This window comes from Algoriphagus aquaeductus (genome assembly GCF_003253485.1).
Classification (GTDB): Bacteria; Bacteroidota; Bacteroidia; order Cytophagales; family Cyclobacteriaceae; genus Algoriphagus; species Algoriphagus aquaeductus.
The window spans coordinates 1-16,455 of sequence record NZ_QKTX01000025.1; the positions used below are offsets into that span (position 1 = coordinate 1).

The 16,455-nt window shown below is 43.7% G+C and carries 13 protein-coding genes; 5 read left to right on the plus strand and 8 right to left on the minus strand.

Going from position 1 to position 16,455, the window contains the following annotated elements:
* Nucleotides 1-233: 233 nt before the first annotated feature.
* The 8 genes from CLV31_RS20725 to CLV31_RS20760 all read right to left on the minus strand — a co-directional run bounded on the left by CLV31_RS20725 (nucleotide 234) and on the right by CLV31_RS20760 (nucleotide 9,962).
* Nucleotides 234-833 carry a hypothetical protein gene (locus CLV31_RS20725; protein ID WP_111395003.1) on the minus strand — a complete coding sequence of 200 codons (600 nt, stop codon included), beginning with the start codon at nucleotides 831-833 and terminating at the stop codon, nucleotides 234-236.
* Between the two features lie 185 nt (nucleotides 834-1,018).
* Nucleotides 1,019-2,653: a RagB/SusD family nutrient uptake outer membrane protein gene (locus CLV31_RS20730; RefSeq protein ID WP_111395004.1), complete on the minus strand. Its 1,635-nt coding sequence runs from the start codon at nucleotides 2,651-2,653 to the stop codon at nucleotides 1,019-1,021.
* 18 nt (nucleotides 2,654-2,671) lie between these two features.
* Nucleotides 2,672-5,638: a SusC/RagA family TonB-linked outer membrane protein gene (locus tag CLV31_RS20735; protein ID WP_111395005.1), complete on the minus strand. Its 2,967-nt coding sequence runs from the start codon at nucleotides 5,636-5,638 to the stop codon at nucleotides 2,672-2,674.
* A 638-nt stretch (nucleotides 5,639-6,276) separates the two neighbouring features.
* Complete coding sequence (locus CLV31_RS20740; protein ID WP_111395006.1) at nucleotides 6,277-7,452, minus strand: 6-bladed beta-propeller; 1,176 nt, start codon at nucleotides 7,450-7,452, stop codon at nucleotides 6,277-6,279.
* Nucleotides 7,453-7,938: 486 nt separating this feature from the next.
* Nucleotides 7,939-8,505, minus strand: coding sequence for a nicotinate (nicotinamide) nucleotide adenylyltransferase (nadD, locus tag CLV31_RS20745; RefSeq protein WP_111395007.1), 567 nt, complete (start codon nucleotides 8,503-8,505; stop codon nucleotides 7,939-7,941).
* A gap of 2 nt (nucleotides 8,506-8,507) precedes the next feature.
* Nucleotides 8,508-9,086 carry a guanylate kinase gene (gene gmk, locus CLV31_RS20750; protein ID WP_111395008.1) on the minus strand — a complete coding sequence of 193 codons (579 nt, stop codon included), beginning with the start codon at nucleotides 9,084-9,086 and terminating at the stop codon, nucleotides 8,508-8,510.
* Complete coding sequence (locus CLV31_RS20755) at nucleotides 9,083-9,355, minus strand: mycothiol system anti-sigma-R factor (protein WP_111395009.1); 273 nt, start codon at nucleotides 9,353-9,355, stop codon at nucleotides 9,083-9,085. Before CLV31_RS20755 ends, gmk begins: the two co-directional genes overlap by 4 nt.
* Nucleotides 9,356-9,365: 10 nt before the next feature.
* The gene (locus tag CLV31_RS20760; RefSeq protein WP_111395010.1) at nucleotides 9,366-9,962 is read right to left on the minus strand and encodes a sigma-70 family RNA polymerase sigma factor; all 597 of its coding nucleotides are present in this window, start codon (nucleotides 9,960-9,962) and stop codon (nucleotides 9,366-9,368) included.
* Between the two features lie 129 nt (nucleotides 9,963-10,091).
* Between CLV31_RS20760 and CLV31_RS20765 the strand changes: the two genes are divergently transcribed.
* The 5 genes from CLV31_RS20765 to CLV31_RS20785 all read left to right on the plus strand — a co-directional run bounded on the left by CLV31_RS20765 (nucleotide 10,092) and on the right by CLV31_RS20785 (nucleotide 16,388).
* Nucleotides 10,092-10,928, plus strand: coding sequence for a lysophospholipid acyltransferase family protein (locus tag CLV31_RS20765; protein WP_111395011.1), 837 nt, complete (start codon nucleotides 10,092-10,094; stop codon nucleotides 10,926-10,928).
* 128 nt (nucleotides 10,929-11,056) lie between these two features.
* Nucleotides 11,057-13,318, plus strand: coding sequence for an ATP-dependent helicase (locus tag CLV31_RS20770; protein ID WP_111395012.1), 2,262 nt, complete (start codon nucleotides 11,057-11,059; stop codon nucleotides 13,316-13,318).
* A gap of 65 nt (nucleotides 13,319-13,383) precedes the next feature.
* Complete coding sequence (locus CLV31_RS20775; protein ID WP_111395013.1) at nucleotides 13,384-14,046, plus strand: DUF4290 domain-containing protein; 663 nt, start codon at nucleotides 13,384-13,386, stop codon at nucleotides 14,044-14,046.
* A gap of 4 nt (nucleotides 14,047-14,050) precedes the next feature.
* Nucleotides 14,051-15,358 carry a UDP-N-acetylglucosamine 1-carboxyvinyltransferase gene (murA, locus tag CLV31_RS20780; protein ID WP_111395014.1) on the plus strand — a complete coding sequence of 436 codons (1,308 nt, stop codon included), beginning with the start codon at nucleotides 14,051-14,053 and terminating at the stop codon, nucleotides 15,356-15,358.
* A 52-nt stretch (nucleotides 15,359-15,410) separates the two neighbouring features.
* A complete protein-coding gene (locus tag CLV31_RS20785) occupies nucleotides 15,411-16,388 on the plus strand; it encodes a glycosyltransferase family 61 protein (RefSeq protein ID WP_111395015.1) in 978 nt (325 codons plus the stop codon).
* Nucleotides 16,389-16,455 lie beyond the last annotated feature (67 nt).

The window sequence follows — 16,455 nt, forward strand, 5'->3', positions numbered from 1 at the left end:
TGTTTATAATTTGATTTTTAATGGCCAGATAGCCTGTCCCGATCTTTCATCGGGAGAATGCCCCGGATAATCATTCCCCTGTGTGAGAAGCATTTTCTCATGGGCATTTCATCTGTTTATAATTTGATTTTTAATGGCGAAATGGAATGCCCCGGATAATCATTCCCCTGTGTGAGAAGCATTTTCTCATGGGCATTTCATTAGATAAGCATTACCCTGATAGAATTATTCCTTCAATTTGTAGGAAGATTTTTTTCGGACTGACTTTGTTCAAACTCCTCCTTAAGTCTTTTTTCAACTTTCAAATCGGTAAATACTGCCTGTACAAATTGCTCATCTTTGATGAAAATATTGATCCTTCTTTTCCCATCTATTCTATAATAGACTTTGCCTTGGATCGGGTGTTCTATTAATTTGAAATCTTCTCCATAGGTCTCTTTGTATTTTAAGAGGACTTTATCCAGGAGATTCTCTGCCCAAAACTGTCTATTCCAAGGCGCCCAAGCCACATAAGAATACGTAACCGGCATTTCAAATACTTTTTCATCGACAAAAGTTGGGAAGAACCGCATGCTCACTTCGGAATCGTATCCCTCCACCATTCGATGTTCCACATTAGTATTGCCCCCAGGCCCCTGTGTAATCAGTTGCTTTTTATTCAATTCAGTACATAGATCATAGAAATCTTTTTTGGGCATACCCAAATATATCCCTAAGAATAAGCTGTCAGACTCTTTGATTTCATCCTCCCAGGAGAAGATGGATGAATTACAGCTTTGGAGGATAAGGCTGATAAAAGCTAAAGCATACAATATGATTTTAGAACGGTTCATAAAGTCGATTTGAGGAAGCAGTAAAGGGGTTCTCCTAGCATTGAAATTGTGGAGTCTTAAAATGAAATTAAATGATTTTATCCTTTTAACTCAATCTTTTTGAGAAAATGTGAATCGGTAAAGTGGGATAAAAAAAGCAAGCTGGAAACTCCCCAGCTTGCTTTACTTGGTTAAAAAGTCCCTATTTAATTATAACCTGGATTTTGCTTCAATTTTGGATTGGCAAGGATCTGAGGTGCCGGGATTGGGAACAATTCCAGGAAACTACCCGGTGAGTGGACCCGCTTTGGTCTGTTCATTCCTGCAAATGGCCACCAAGCACTTCCATATTTTTTGAATCTGATCAGATCTTGTCTTCTGGTCATCTCGACATACATTTCTCTGCCTCTTTCTGCCAAAAGATTTTCCTCAGTAAGGGTGGTGAATGGACTTAGATTGCCTGCCCTGGCACGAATTTGATTGACTAGAGCCAAGGCCTCTGTGGTTTGTCCCAATCTAAACCTTGCTTCAGCAAGCGACAGGATGACATCAGAAAGTCTGAAAATCACAAAATCGTTGCTCATGTTATTCGTTCCCCCCATTTCGAATTCATATTTTGCAATTCTCGCGCCTGCCTGTCGAAGACCTCCCGGAGATATTTCATTGAGATAAGGCATGAAGGTAAGTGGAGGTCCATTGGGATCACCGTTTCTTCCTGTCGGATCCGTAGGTTCTACTCCCGGATCAATCAAAACAGTGCCATCTGCACGGGTTTGAGGACCTACCAAGAAGTTGCTCAATCTTCCATCAATTGTACCTGTGGAAGGCTGGAGGGCTAAACCCTTCCAAACCGGACCTTGAACTCCCGGATTTTTTTCAGGGTCCACATAGGAATTATAGAATTCCTCCAAGGTCTGATAACCATTCCATGGCTGCTGGGTAAGGTTGAAAGTGGATTGACTGACAATGTGAAGAGTCATCATAACCCAGTTGAAGCCCCCGGCGAACACCTTATCATAAGGATAGACGAAGATGTTTTCAGAAGATCCACTATTATTTATGGCGAAGTTGTCTTTGTAGGAAGGTGACAAACTGTATCTGCCACTATTAATAATCTCTGAAGCATCAGCTGCTGCCAAAGCCCATTGGGGTGTACCCGTATATACCTCAGCATTGAGGTAGAGCTTCATCCTGATCATCAAAGCCGCCCACTTGGTCATCCTTCCATAGGTAGTGCCGTCTTTTGCAACCGGTAAGAGAGGGATAATCTCGTTGAGCTCCTTCAAGATAAAATCATAAACTTCTTTTCTGGTTTTAGTATCCGGAGCCTCAGTGGAAGTAAAGTCAGTCACAATCGGAACATTCCCAAAAGCATCCATTGCCCAGTAATAATACAAAGCCCTTAATGCTCTAAGCTCTGCGATAAAAGCCGGGGAGTTGGGATTATCCAACTGCTGGAATGAAAAGATCAGTCTGTTGCAGGTATTGATCCCTCCAAACAGGAAGTTCCAAGTGTTTTGTAAGAATGGATTATCAGGCTGGAATTCGTGTTGGTGCAATTGCAAAAGAACCCCACCATCAAACCAGTCACCACCCTTATGAGAGACCACAATTTCATCAGAAGCGATTTCGTTGATGGACCAAAGTCCCGAATGATTCCCCAATCCTCCCAATGAACTGTAAGCTTGGCCTAAGGCAGAAATAAATTCTTCATCGGTCTTGAAAAAGTTATCTGCCGTAACAGCACTGAAAACCTCTTCTTCCAAATCGACACAGGATGAAGCGAAATAACTGATTCCAAGGCCAATCAAGAAGTATCGTATGTTGATTAATTTTTTCATGATATCTTATGTTTTAGCTTAGAAACTTAAATTGAGGCCAAAGGTGGTAATCGTAGTAGTAAAATAGGTTGCTCTACGTTCAATGCCCGGTGCAAGCGGATCATTACCTGACTCTGAATCCCCATATCTTACTTCAGGATCTACTCCTGTGTAACCGGTAAACATAAGTGGGTTTTGTACGGATAGGAATGTTCTGATTCTACCTACAGCGCTACCCGGCTTTATCTTAAAGTTGTATCCCAGCGTAGCGTTATCCAAGACCACAAAGTCTGCTTTTTCAACGTGAGTACTGTTGTACTCAGCTTTTGAGATTCTAGGATCGAAATACTTCGTATTCACAATGTTCCAGTTTTGGACCGTTGTACTTTCAGTATTCTCATAGAATCCTCTGTAGCTATTGATCAAATAGTGTCCAAATGAGCCCCTAAAGAAGAAATTCAAATCCCAGTTCTTGTAGCTGATGTTGTTATTGAAACCCATATTCAAGGTAGGATAAGCGGTTCCCAATTGGGTTCTGTCATCATTACAATTACAGTACACCGGATTTCCATTGGCATCTTTGGCAGTACCGTTAATTACCTTCATTATTGGACTTCCATTGTCACTAACCCCTACTTGAATCGGGCCCCAGATTTGACCTAAAGGCCCATTTTCCTGAATTCTGATCAACTGGGTAAGGTTTTGGCCGGGAGATCCGAAATTGGAACGGTAATTTACCTCACCAAATGACAAATCACCGGAGGACAAGCTTCTGAGGTTAGTCTTTAAAGTAGAGAAATTCACACCCGTTGTCCATCTGAAATTGGAAGTCTGAACTGCCCTGTAGTTCAACATGACTTCGAGACCAGAGTTGGACATTTCACCTATATTCAATTGAGTCGTTGGAAAGAGGTTTGGTGGAACAGGAACGTTGATCGGTAAGATCATACCTGAGGTCACTCGGGTGTAGTAGTCAATCGTACCGTCAAGTTTGTTGTTAAGAATCACAAAATCCAAACCTACGTTGTATTCATCTTTGGTTTCCCAGGCAAGGTCAGGGTTGGCATTGGACACGGGGCCAAAAGAAGGCACAAACTGCCCGTTGTAGAAGAAGTTGCCTTGACGGCCAAATCTCAAAAGCGACAAGTAAGACTCACCGGGCTGTGTACCTGTTCTGCCATAGCTAGCTCTGAATTTCATGGCACTTACTCCAGGCATATCAATCAAATTTGCGAGGTTGACACCCGCACTGATTGCTGGAAACAAACCCCATTTGTTGTTAGCTCCAAATCTTGTAGAGCCTTCATATCGTGCACTGACCGACAAAAGATAGGTGTCCTCGACATTGAAATTGGCTCGACCAAAAAATGCCACAAGCCTGTTTGTGTTTGCAAAACTTGAAACAGTCGCCAGACCGTTTGCAAAGTCTAGGGCAGCACCGATGTTATTGTAAGTAAAGGCATCAGTAAGGAAATTTCCTGCCTGAGTGAAATTCCCCTGGTTGAAAAACTCCTGGTAAGAATAACCTGCCAGGAAAGCCATTCCCACTTTTCCTACGGTTTCATCATAATTCAAAGTCGTCTCAAATAGGTCATTCAACCTTTCTCTATTTTCAATGGTCGCCAGACCATTTCTGCCAAATCCTCCTCCAAATTTTGCAGTCTTTGGAGAATAAGAACCTCTCCAATCCGTTTCCCGCTGACTTGCATAAAAGACTGCTCCTCTAAACTTACTGGTAAAGTTGTACTCCCCTCGGATACTTGCCAAAAGCCTGCTGTCACGCCCATCTGCGATATTCTGCTCCGCGATGGAGACAGGATTAAACCAATCGAAAATATCCCGCTCATAGTATCCCCCGAAATTTGGGCTCTGAGGATTAGGGTCACGAACAGGCACGGTTGGATTACTTATAATCGCGTAACGGAATGAATTTTCGTTTCCAAATTGACGATCAATTGAAGTGTTTGAGATGTTTGCCGTAAAAATAGCTTTGTCTTTAAGCGCTCTTTGGGTCAGGTTGATTCTTGCATTCAATTGGTCAAAACCTGAATTAATACCCACACCCTTCACATTTCGGGAGTTTACCGAAATTCTATAGCTTGTGCTTGCATTGCCACCTCCTAAGGATAGGTTATTGATAAAGCTTAAGCCGGTATTGGTCACCTCATCCATCCAATCGGTATTTCCTCCAAGATCTCTGGAATTAGGAATCTGCTTATATTCTTCGGCATTCATCACGCTGATCGTTCGAGCCACATTTTCCACCGCCGCACTACTGTTGAATTCTACGGTTGTTCTTCCGGCTTTTCCGGATTTGGTGGTCACTAAAATAACCCCTGCAGATCCTCTTGTTCCATAAATAGCTGCTGCAGAACCATCTTTCAACACATCCATGGATTCGATGTCATTGGGATCCACCGTGGACAATGCGCCACCGATGACTCCATCAATGACAACAAGGGGTTCCGCGTTCTCACCAATGGATGAAATTCCTCGAAGTCGCATATTAAACCCTCCATTGGGGTTGCCTCCCGGTCTGGCAATATTTAAACCCGCTACTTTGCCTTGTAGCAATTGTCGTGGGTCATTCACGGTTCCCTGATTGAAATCTTCAGCTTTTACACTGGTAACCGAACTGGTGATTTCTTTCTTTTCCTGCGTACCGTAACCCACCACAACCACTTCGGTGAGTGCTTGGATTGACATACCAAGGGTAGTGTTAATTTCAAGTCTGGTCCCAACCAGCTCCTCTTTGGATTCATAACCAATGAAGGTGATCACCAAAACATCATTTGGGCTGGCATCAATGGTATATTTCCCATCCAGATCAGTAACGGTTCCCCGCACCGTACCCTTAACTAAAATACTTGCACCTGGAATTGCTTCCCCGGTGGCGCCATCGGTAACTTTTCCTGTAATTTTTGCTTGCTGGCCATAGACATCGTGATCTATGCTAAAACCAAACAGCAAAAAAAACACGAATACCAATTGTAGTCGTTTTTTCATTTGTTTATTGGGTTATTGTTAATTTTTAATACTACGCTACTCCTTAGGGTCGGTCAAAAACTCCTCTTTTCTTACAACAAGTGATGACTAATATTTAATCACCTATTTATCGCTTCAAAGAAAATGCGGAACCAATCTGATCCAGTTTGCCTGTCTACCAATGACAACCTTCTAAAAGTGGATAAGAATATAAAGAACCTAACTGAAAGTTTAATTTTTTATATTTTATATTGTGACTGTATTCTCCCCAATAATGACTGTATTTGGTTAAATTTTTTAAAAATGCAATTTATCAAAAGGTAAGTCTGCCATTCTTTCGATCACCATATTTCCTTTGGAGTATACTGGGGTTACCTACATTTGACACAATTGGCAATTAGGGGAACTCACTTCTTTTCTTTGGGGAATTTCTTCCTTATTGCAAAAAGTGATCGGGTGAAAAATCTCCACCAAGTCGGGTCGAGTGGCGTTGAAGAGGTGAGAGAAGAGCGAAATTGAGATTAGAGATTAAGATGATTTGGATATAATCGAAAAATCCCGGGCGAGGAGCTCGGGATTTTTTTCTTATTTCTAAATTCAAATCAGTTTTGAAGGAACCTTTTCAAATTATCTCTCCGAATTTGCCCTAAGAATTTACACTAAAGCTTGAATTTACAGAACATTAAAACTGGATTGTCCTCAGCAGAAACATTTTCCAGAGCCACTTTAGCTTTCTGGTCGAATTTAATTCTGTCGGTGGGCAATTGTGAAGGGTCAATGGAAGCTACAAACCAATCCGATGTACAAAAGGTAAAAGCCAGTGGATTGGTAAATGTGAGGTCATTGTCCAGATTCATGAAATTGATCAAATAGGTTTTTTCACTTTTCTTATTTCGGACAAAAAAATAGGGGTTCATCGATCGCAGGAAATAAAGCACCTGATGATCGGTATTTTCCAAAAACAATTGATTGATCGAATACTCCACCATCCGTTCTTCCAATTGGTCAGTATTGATGGATGGATCTGATTTAAACGCCTTATCTCCATGATCAATGAAAAGATGGGAAACGGGCTTTCCTTGGTCGGAGATGGAAAAAACAGTGTCATTCAGGTAGCGTCGATAAATCACTGTCCCGTCTTGTAGCTTAGACAAAGGCGAAAGAATTAGTTGGTCAACGGTTCTGTTTTGGTAGGGGAAAAAGTTTTTGAATGAGCCAAAATTGGCATCGGTAGTCACCAGGTTAGACTCGGTTCCACCAGTGATAAAAACATACCCTTTATCTTTATTCTTCTCTATTCTAAATCCTGCCACTCCTGTTTTTTGAGAGTCCACAAAATTCCCTAATCGATCAAACCTCACCAGTTTTTCAGGATTATCATAGATAAAAACATATTTTTCATCGATAAACATATCAATAGGGTTGTTTAACTCACCGGGGCCTCCACCTTTCCTTCCGATATTTCGTAAGTGCTTTCCTTTGGAATCAAAGACCTTAACAGGCTGTGGGCTTAAAGGATCCAGGATAAAAAGGAAATCTTGATCTAAAACCACCTTTTCGATCTTCACAATCAACGAGGAATCATTCGTTTGCAAGGGCACTAAAAAGTAATTGTCTTGGATAAGATTACTTATCTTCTTCTCTGTACTTTCTGAAGTAGGGATTTCCCAAGAATCGATTGAAAGGGAATCTTCCTTCTTTTCAAGGTTACAGGAACAAAAAATAAGAGCAACAAACAGAAGGGAAAACTGAGGTGACTTGTTTATAAAGTTATATTTCATAATAAATCTTGATATGTAAGAGAGTAAATATTCAAAGCCTAATTGAGATTTCATTAGTGTCTGAACAACCGGCTATTTGAATTGATTAAAATTCAAAATCAATTTTCAATTCTTAGACTTCTGAAAAAAGGGAGGAACAATCCTCCCTAAAGTAACCAAATTAACAGTTTCGGGTTACATCTCCGCAAGTACAAGGCATACCATCCCCATTAACAAGACAAGCCTCATAAGAACCCTGAAATAATCCACAAGATTGTTTTTTCCATAAGCATTGATCACCAGGAAAAGATTTATCCGCCATTGCACCCTAATTGAACATGAGGACTGATCCCAATAACGTCAGTCCGAAGAATACTTTTTTCATTGTTTTTTAAAGAGTTTGATCTGATTAAAAAGTTTTTGGCCAAAAACGGCTTCATTTTGAAGTTGAAACTAAGTTAAGTTTAACTCGATATCAACACAATACCTAGTCTGTTAATTTTAATGACAATTACAGGAAGGGCGTTTTTTTTCAAACGGTAAAATTAGGAGATTAGTCTTTTAGCGGTAAAGCTTTTTGTCCCGGATATACGCTTCCACAGGATCGGGAAGGAGGTAGCGGACCGAGTACCCGGACTGGATCGCCTGACGGATAAAGGTCGCCGAAATATCCAACAAAGGGGCTTCCACCAACTTGACTTGAGGATAGTTGGCGTTTTTGGGTTCGCCCGGACGGGGATAGACAAGTACTTCGTACTGATCGAGGATGGCCTGATGGTTTTTCCACTTGTGAAAATGGCTCAGATTGTCCGATCCCATAAACAGGGAAAACTGATGCTGGGGATGCTTGTCGCTGAGGTAAGTGAGGGTATCTATGGTATAGCTTGGCCGGGGCATGCGAAACTCCACATCACTTGCCCGAAAGTGAAAATTGTCTTCAATGGCCAGCTCAACCATACGAAGGCGGTCAAGCTCGTGAGCGAGGGATTCCTGTTTCTTGAAAGGATTCTGAGGACTGACTACAAACCAGACTTGATCCAATCCACCCCGTTCCCGAATCGTCTGCGCGATAATCAAATGCCCGATATGGATGGGGTTGAAGCTTCCAAAGTACAGCCCGACCTTCATGCTTACTTAGCCAGAAAATCGTTCACCAGCTTCACTGTCTCCTCCGAGGAGCGCTCAAAGTCATCATTGAGCACACTTACATCAAACTGGGGCTCAAAGGTCATCTCAAACTTTGCTTTGTAGATGCGCCGGGAAAGGGATTCGGGTGTTTCGGTCCCGCGGTCATTGAGTCGGGAAGCGAGGGTCTCCAACGAGGGCACTTTGACAAAAATAGCAAGGGCCTGATCTCCGAAATACTTTTTCAGGGCCAATCCCCCTTTCACATCGACATCAAAAATGACGGCTTTGCCACTGTCCCAGATGCGTTGCACTTCTTCTTTAAGGGTGCCGTAAAAATTTCCTTCGTAGACCTCTTCCCACTCCACAAAGGCGTCTTCATCGATTTTCTGCTTGAATTCTTCAATACTCAAAAAGTAATAATCTCTGCCATGCACTTCATGTCTCCCTCTTTTGTCCCGGGTACAGGCCGAGATCGAGAAGCCCAGATGGGGCACATGCTGGATCAGATGCTTGACAAGGGAGGTTTTTCCGGATCCGGAGGGAGCGGAGAAAATAATGGCTTTGCCGGAAGGGTTACTCATCGGACGTCGTGGATCATCTGTCGAATCGAGTCCGCCAGTTTTTCAGGTAAAGGTTGCTTGGTGCACTTGGTTTTCAGCACTTCCCGGATCGCTTGCTCCAGGTGAAAATGTTCGAAACAGGGCTGGCACTTTTCCAGTTTTTGTTTCAAAAGATCCTTTCCCTCCTCTCCCAGCTCTCCGTCCAGGATACTTTCCAGCAGCTGAAAACACTTGCTCACATCGCTGCACTGCAGCTTTCGCTCACCGGATGATAAATTGTTATTTTCCATAGGTAATCGTTTATTCCTCCTCTTCGTCCGTATTGTAACCCATCGACTGGGCATATCCTTTCAATTTGTCTTTCAAAAGATTCCTGGCCCGATGGAGCCTGGATCTTACCGTCCCAATCGGGATGTCAAGAATTTTGGCCATTTCCTCATAGGTGAATCCCTCTAAGTCAGCCAAAATGATCACCGTACGGAAATCCACTGCCAAGGCATTGAGTGCATTGGAGATCTCGTCTCCGAGCATATCCTTGACCGACTCGGCACGCAGATCGGTGGTACTCTGGTAGTCAACATCATCGGAGTTGTAGAAAGTTTCCACTTCCTGATAATCCACCTTGGCTGGCTGCTTGCTTTTCTTGCGGTATTCGTTGATGAAGCTGTTTTTGAGGATCCGGAAAAGCCAGGCTTTGGCATTGGTCCCCTGCTCAAAGGAATTGATAAATCGGAACGCCTTCATGTAGGTATCCTGCACCAGATCTTTGGCATCGTCCTCATCAAAGGTGAGTCGAAACGCAAAGTTGTACATCGAATCGATGTGTGGCATAAACTCCCCATCAAAGATGGACGTCTTTTCTTCCTGAGAATATTTCCTTCGCTGTACTTCAGACATAAGCCCCAAAAGTAATCATTGCCCTAATTTATCACTATACCTTGGACTTAAAGTCAGGGTATTTTGATAATTTTGTCGAGATTTCTTCCCGATAACCGAACGGGAATTCCCGATACCTTATCGAAGTATATGTTTTTCTTTAGGCTGCTGTCCTACCTCCCACTTCCGGTTTTATATCTATTTTCTGATCTCCTTTATCTGGTGGCCAGGTATGGTGTAGGCTATCGCAAAAAAGTGATTGATGACAATCTCCGATTCGCTTTTCCTGAAAAAACTGCGGATGAACGAAAGAAAATCAGAAATGCTTTCTATCGCAATTTTACCGATTCTTTTGCCGAGACCATCAAGTGTCTGACGATTTCCGAATCAGAGTTTCGGCGGAGATTCCAGGTGATCAACCAAAATGGACTCGATGCTCCGGTCAAAAATGGAAAAAGCGCTCTGATGATGGCAGGGCACATTTTCAACTGGGAAATGGGAGTCATCGGCACCAATCTCCACTCGGAAGTACCGGTAGAAACAGTCTATCTCAAAGTCAACAACCCCTTCTTCAACGAGTTGATGAAAAAAATCCGGACACGATTTGGCGGATATGTTACGGAAAAAAATGAGTTTAAGCGGAGGATGCTTACTTTGGGCAGAGATCCGAGAATAGTATTGTTGGGTTCGGACCAGCGTCCACCCAGATCGGAAAACCGATACCAACGCCAATTCCTGAATCGGCCGGCGGTATTTTTCGAAGGGGCGGAATTTCTCTCCAAAAAAATGGATCTTCCGGTGCTTTATGGAAAAATGCTAAAAGTAAAACGAGGCTATTACCGATACGAATTCATCCCCTTGGCTCAACCTCCTTATGATGGACAGGCCGCCCATAGTGTGACCGACCGCTTTTGTGAAATGCTGGAAAGCAACATCCGGGAGCAACCAGACCTATACCTCTGGAGTCACAAACGATGGAAAATCTGATAGATCAGTTTGTATCCAAGAAAAAAATGAACCTGAAGACAGATTAAATCAGAAGAATCCTCCAGATGGTTGTCTCTTGTCTCTAACTTCTTGCCTCTAGCTTCTCTTTTGTCTAGTATCTTTAAAAAATGGATTACCTCAAGGAACTCAATCCCCCACAGCGGCAGGCCGTAGAGCATACCGATGGCCCGGTGATGATCATCGCTGGTGCCGGTTCGGGCAAAACCCGCGTGCTGACCTACCGCATTGCCCACCTGATCTATGCCAAAGGAATTGATCCTTTCAACATTCTTTCGCTGACATTTACCAATAAAGCAGCGAGTGAAATGAAGCACCGGATCGAAAAGCTGGTCGGACTGGAGGCCAGAAATACCTGGATGGGAACGTTTCACTCCATTTTTGCAAAAATCCTGAGAGTGGAATCGGACAAGATTGGCTATCCTTCCAATTTCACCATCTATGATACAGACGATTCCAAATCACTCATTCGCACCCTGGTCAAAGAAATGCGCTTGGATGACAAAGTGTACAAGCCAAGCGTTGTCCTGTCGAGGATTTCCGGCGCCAAAAACCGATTAATTTCCTGGCAGGCCTATCAAAATGATCCCTTTGTCAAAGCGGATGACGAAGCCGCTCAAAAACCCCGAATGGGCGAAATTTACCAGAAATATCAAGAGCGCCTGTTCAAAGCCGGAGCGATGGACTTTGACGACCTGCTTTTCAATACCAACGTCCTGTTTCGCGATCACCTGGACGTGCTCAACAAGTATCAGCAGCGCTTCAAATATGTGATGGTGGATGAGTTTCAGGACACCAACATTTCCCAATACCTGATCACCAAAAAGCTTGCGGCTGTCCATCAAAACATCTGTGTGGTAGGGGACGATGCCCAGAGTATCTATGCCTTTCGCGGAGCGGATATTCAAAACATCCTCAATTTCGAGAAAGACTACCCCGATCTGTTTGTGGTCAAACTGGAGCAAAACTACCGCTCCACCAAGACCATTGTGGAGGCGGCCAACTCGATCATCGACAAAAACCAAGCCCAGCTCAAAAAGACGGTGTGGACCTCCAATCCGGACGGAGATCTGATTGAACTGATCAAAGCGACTTCGGACAATGAAGAGGGCAGGATCGTAGCGACCACCATTTTCGAAGAAAAAAACAACAAAAAGCTAAACAACAGCGACTTTGCCATCCTCTACCGGACCAACTCCCAATCGCGGGCCATGGAGGAGGCGCTTCGCAAAATGAACCTTACCTACAAAATCGTAGGAGGTCTTTCTTTCTACCAGCGAAAGGAAATCAAAGATCTGATGGCCTATTTGAGGTTTGCTGTCAATCCTGCGGATGAGGAAGCCTTTAAACGGATCATCAATTATCCAAAAAGGGGAATTGGTGACACTTCTGTCGAAAAAATCCTCGTCTCGGCCTATGAGCATGACATCCCGCTTTGGGATGTGGTGCAAAACGCACACAGCTTTTTGGGCGGTCGTGCAGGAAGTTCCGTGGACGACTTTGCGACGATGATCAAGGCCTTTCAGATCGAAATCGAACGGAAAGATGCCTTTGAGGCGGCAAGCTCCGTAGCCAAGCAGAGCGGGCTTTTGCGCGAGCTCTACGAAGACAAAACCATCGAAGGGCTCAACCGCTACGAAAACGTCCAGGAATTGCTCAATGCGATCAAGGAGTATGTGGACAATCCTGAAAATGAGGATAAAAGCCTCGGGGCTTTCCTCCAGGAGATTGCCCTCCTGACCGACAATGATCAGGACAAGGACCAGACAGATGCCATCACCCTGATGACCATCCACTCCTCCAAGGGACTGGAATTCAAGCAGGTATTTGTAGTAGGCATGGAAGAAGACCTGTTTCCATCCCAAATGATGATGCAAAGCCGGGAAGATCTTGAGGAAGAACGGCGGCTCTTTTATGTGGCAAGTACTCGGGCCATGGAAAAACTGTACTTGACTTATGCTTTGACCCGATATCGATTTGGCCGTTTGCTCAATTGCGAACCCAGCCGCTTTCTGGAAGAAGTTGATCCTTCCACTATCAAAGTAAATAAGCGAATGACGGCTACCCGTGAAATGCCCGGGGCATTGAGACGGGAGGGTTTACCGGGATCCCAGGGATTTATCGGGATCAAAAAACAACCCGAAACACGAGTGACCTCCACGTTGAAGATTCATACCCCAAGTCCCGACTTCAAGCCAAGCAACACCAACAACCTTCAGGCAGGACAATTGGTCGAGCACCCTAAATTCGGGTTTGGAAAAGTTCAAAAAATTGAAACAGAAGGCCTTAACAAAAAGGCAAGCATCGATTTTGAGCATTTTGGGGAGAAGACATTATTGCTTAGCTTTGCCAAGCTCAGAATTATTGACTAATCACCTGCTTCCCTGTCTATTGGTGATTTTTTGCTACCTTATATGAGGCAAAAACGGGAGGTACTATGGAGCAACAGGATTCAGAAAAACAACAACTCATTTTGAAAGAATACGGAAAAAACATTCAACAACTGGTGAATCACATCACCGGTATTGAAGATCGTGAAAAGCGCACACAAAGTGCCTACACCGTCATCGAAATCATCAAACAGCTTTTCCCTGCCATGAAGCAGGAAAACGACCAAAAACTTTGGGATGATATTTACATCATGTCAGATTTCAAACTCGATGTAGATGGGCCATTCCCGATGCCTGAAAAAGAATTGCTTGGCAAAAAACCTCTTCCGGTCGGCTATCCCAAAGGAGAGGTCAAGTTTAAACACTACGGGCGCAACATTGAAAAACTCATCGAGAAGGCCATTGAGATCGAAAACGATGAGGAGCAGGAAAACGCCATCATTTACATCGGTCAGTTGATGCGTAGCTTCCACTCTACCTGGAATAGGGACAATTTTGACGATGGCATCATCCTTGACGATATCAAAACGCTCTCCAAAGGTCGCTTGCATATCGACCTGGAAAAAGTGAGGGAAAACGCATTGTTTGAATCCAACACCCGTCGTGACTTCAAAATCCCCCACATCGAAGAGGAGCATCAGAAAAAGAAGCATCAAAACCATGGCGGTGGTAAAAAACACCGCAATAGCGGACACAAAAAACGCAGATAAGTAAATGGCATCTTTCAGAGTAGAAGGGGGACATCGCCTCAAGGGAGAAATTATCCCTCAGGGAGCAAAAAACGAAGCGCTACAGATTCTTTGCGCGGTACTTTTGACTTCCGAAAAAGTAACCATCCATAAAATCCCCAACATTCGGGATGTAAACAAGCTCATCGAGCTACTGGCCGATATGGGGGTCAAAATCACAAAGCTCGGGCCCGAATCCTATGAATTCCAAGCCGACTCCGTCAACCTGGACTACCTGGAGACGGAAGATTTTCTGAAAAAGGCCTCTGCACTCAGAGGTTCGGTGATGATTTTGGGGCCGCTGTTGGCAAGATTTGGAAAAGGAAAACTTTCCAAACCGGGAGGTGATAAAATCGGTCGCCGCCGCATGGACACTCACTTCTATGGATTCCAGAAACTTGGGGCTCAGTTTCACTACGATGCCAAAAATGAGATTTTTCATATCGATGGAAAAGATCTCAAAGGCACCTACATGCTCCTCGATGAAGCCTCTGTGACGGGTACAGCCAATATCGTGATGGCGGCCGTCATGGCCGAAGGCAAGACTACCATTTACAATGCGGCTTGCGAGCCCTATCTGCAGCAACTCTGTGATATGCTCAATCGAATGGGAGCAAAAATCTCCGGAGTAGGCTCTAATCTATTGACTATTGAAGGAGTAAAGGTCTTGGGAGGAACGGAGCATACGATGCTCCCTGATATGATCGAAATCGGATCATTTATCGGCATGGCCGCGATGACTCAATCCGAAATCACCATCAAAGACTGTCAGATTCATCGCCTGGGAATTATTCCGGATACCTTCCGAAGAATGGGAATCAAACTGGAATTTAGAGGGGATGATATCTTTGTGCCTGCTCAAAAGCATTACGAAATTGAAACCTTCATCGACGGTTCCATTTTGACAGTGGCAGATCAGATTTGGCCGGGATTCACTCCGGATTTGCTTTCCATTGTATTGGTTACAGCTACCCAAGCCAAAGGGACGGTATTGGTGCATCAAAAAATGTTTGAATCACGCTTGTTTTTTGTCGACAAGCTGATCGATATGGGGGCACAGATCATTCTTTGTGATCCACATCGGGCCACGGTCATTGGTTTGGACAGAAAATATCCACTGAGGGGGATTCGGATGACCTCACCGGATATCCGTGCCGGGGTCGCTTTGCTGATTGCAGCCATGTCTGCCAATGGGACATCAATAATCGACAATATCGAACAGATCGACAGAGGATATCAGCATATCGACGAAAGGCTGAATGCCCTAGGCGCTAAAATTGAGCGGATCAACTGATCGCTTTACCTTATCTAGACGATTCATCAGGCTATTTTAAATTTTTGTAGAATTGATCGAAGAAATTACAGTGAATCGAAATCCTCCGGCTAACCTGAAGCCGGAGGATTATCCACTGTTTCGTCAATCTTTACAAACCACTTTTCGGCGGCTGCATCCCATTACCATTAAAAATGCCTGGATTCTTCAGGATACCGTTTTTTCACCGGGAGAATTCCGCTTTTATTCAGAATTCACCCATCAAAAAAAACTTCCGCTTCTCCCTATAGCTAAAAGGATAGGTCTTTGCGCGGTGAAATCCTGGAAAAAAATCCCGAAGGGAATTTGGATTTTGGACGAATGGAGCCCCAATTATTTTCATTGGATGGCAGACTGTCTTCCCAGATTGTGGGAAGGATTAGACAGGGCACCTGAGTTTTCGGTTATTCTGCCAGAGTTTTTTAAAAATATCCCCTTTGTCGTTCAATCTTTGAGTTTGATCAAAGTCCGGGTAGAATATTTCAAAACTTCAGAAAATGTAAAAGTAGATACCCTGGTACTTACTGCCCGCACAGCCAGCTATCCCAATTTCAACCTTCCTTTAACCAAAAGGACAAGAGCAAATCTCGCACTTCACTCCACCAAATCCCCTTGGAGAAAAATCTACATCAGCCGAAAATTTGCTCCAAAAAGAAGGGCACACAACGAGGATGAGGTGGAAGTTTTATTGGTGAAAAAGGGTTTTGAAATCGTTTATGCAGAAAAGCTGACGGTACACCAACAGATTCGATTGATGTCAGAAACGTCCGTTTTGGCGGGCCTGCATGGGGCAGCATTGACCAATATGTTTTTTTTACCAAAAACCGCCAAAGTCCTGGAACTGAGAAACCAAAATGATCACCTGACTCAGTGCTTTTTCAAATTAGCTTCTGCTCTGGACTTGGCCTATTATTACACCCTCAACCGGGGAGATAGTGAAAACACCATTCTCACCGATTTCACTATAGATCTTGAGGCATTGGACAAAACGCTCGACCAAATTCTCTTCTAAAAACCCGCTAAATTCCAGCCTTTTATATTGAATCTTTGGCTGATTCTTGCAAACCCATTGCCCTATT

Excerpts from the sequence above, each read along its gene's own strand:
- CLV31_RS20725 (WP_111395003.1), bottom strand. The coding sequence starts at position 833 with ATGAACCGTTCTAAAATCATATTGTATGCTTTAGCTTTTATCAGCCTT.
- CLV31_RS20730 (WP_111395004.1), bottom strand. The coding sequence starts at position 2,653 with ATGAAAAAATTAATCAACATACGATACTTCTTGATTGGCCTTGGAATC.
- CLV31_RS20735 (WP_111395005.1), bottom strand. The coding sequence starts at position 5,638 with ATGAAAAAACGACTACAATTGGTATTCGTGTTTTTTTTGCTGTTTGGT.
- CLV31_RS20740 (WP_111395006.1), bottom strand. The coding sequence starts at position 7,452 with ATGAAATCTCAATTAGGCTTTGAATATTTACTCTCTTACATATCAAGA.
- nadD (WP_111395007.1), bottom strand. The coding sequence starts at position 8,505 with ATGAAGGTCGGGCTGTACTTTGGAAGCTTCAACCCCATCCATATCGGG.
- gmk (WP_111395008.1), bottom strand. The coding sequence starts at position 9,086 with ATGAGTAACCCTTCCGGCAAAGCCATTATTTTCTCCGCTCCCTCCGGA.
- CLV31_RS20755 (WP_111395009.1), bottom strand. The coding sequence starts at position 9,355 with ATGGAAAATAACAATTTATCATCCGGTGAGCGAAAGCTGCAGTGCAGC.
- CLV31_RS20760 (WP_111395010.1), bottom strand. The coding sequence starts at position 9,962 with ATGTCTGAAGTACAGCGAAGGAAATATTCTCAGGAAGAAAAGACGTCC.
- CLV31_RS20765 (WP_111395011.1), top strand. The coding sequence starts at position 10,092 with ATGTTTTTCTTTAGGCTGCTGTCCTACCTCCCACTTCCGGTTTTATAT.
- CLV31_RS20770 (WP_111395012.1), top strand. The coding sequence starts at position 11,057 with ATGGATTACCTCAAGGAACTCAATCCCCCACAGCGGCAGGCCGTAGAG.
- CLV31_RS20775 (WP_111395013.1), top strand. The coding sequence starts at position 13,384 with ATGGAGCAACAGGATTCAGAAAAACAACAACTCATTTTGAAAGAATAC.
- murA (WP_111395014.1), top strand. The coding sequence starts at position 14,051 with ATGGCATCTTTCAGAGTAGAAGGGGGACATCGCCTCAAGGGAGAAATT.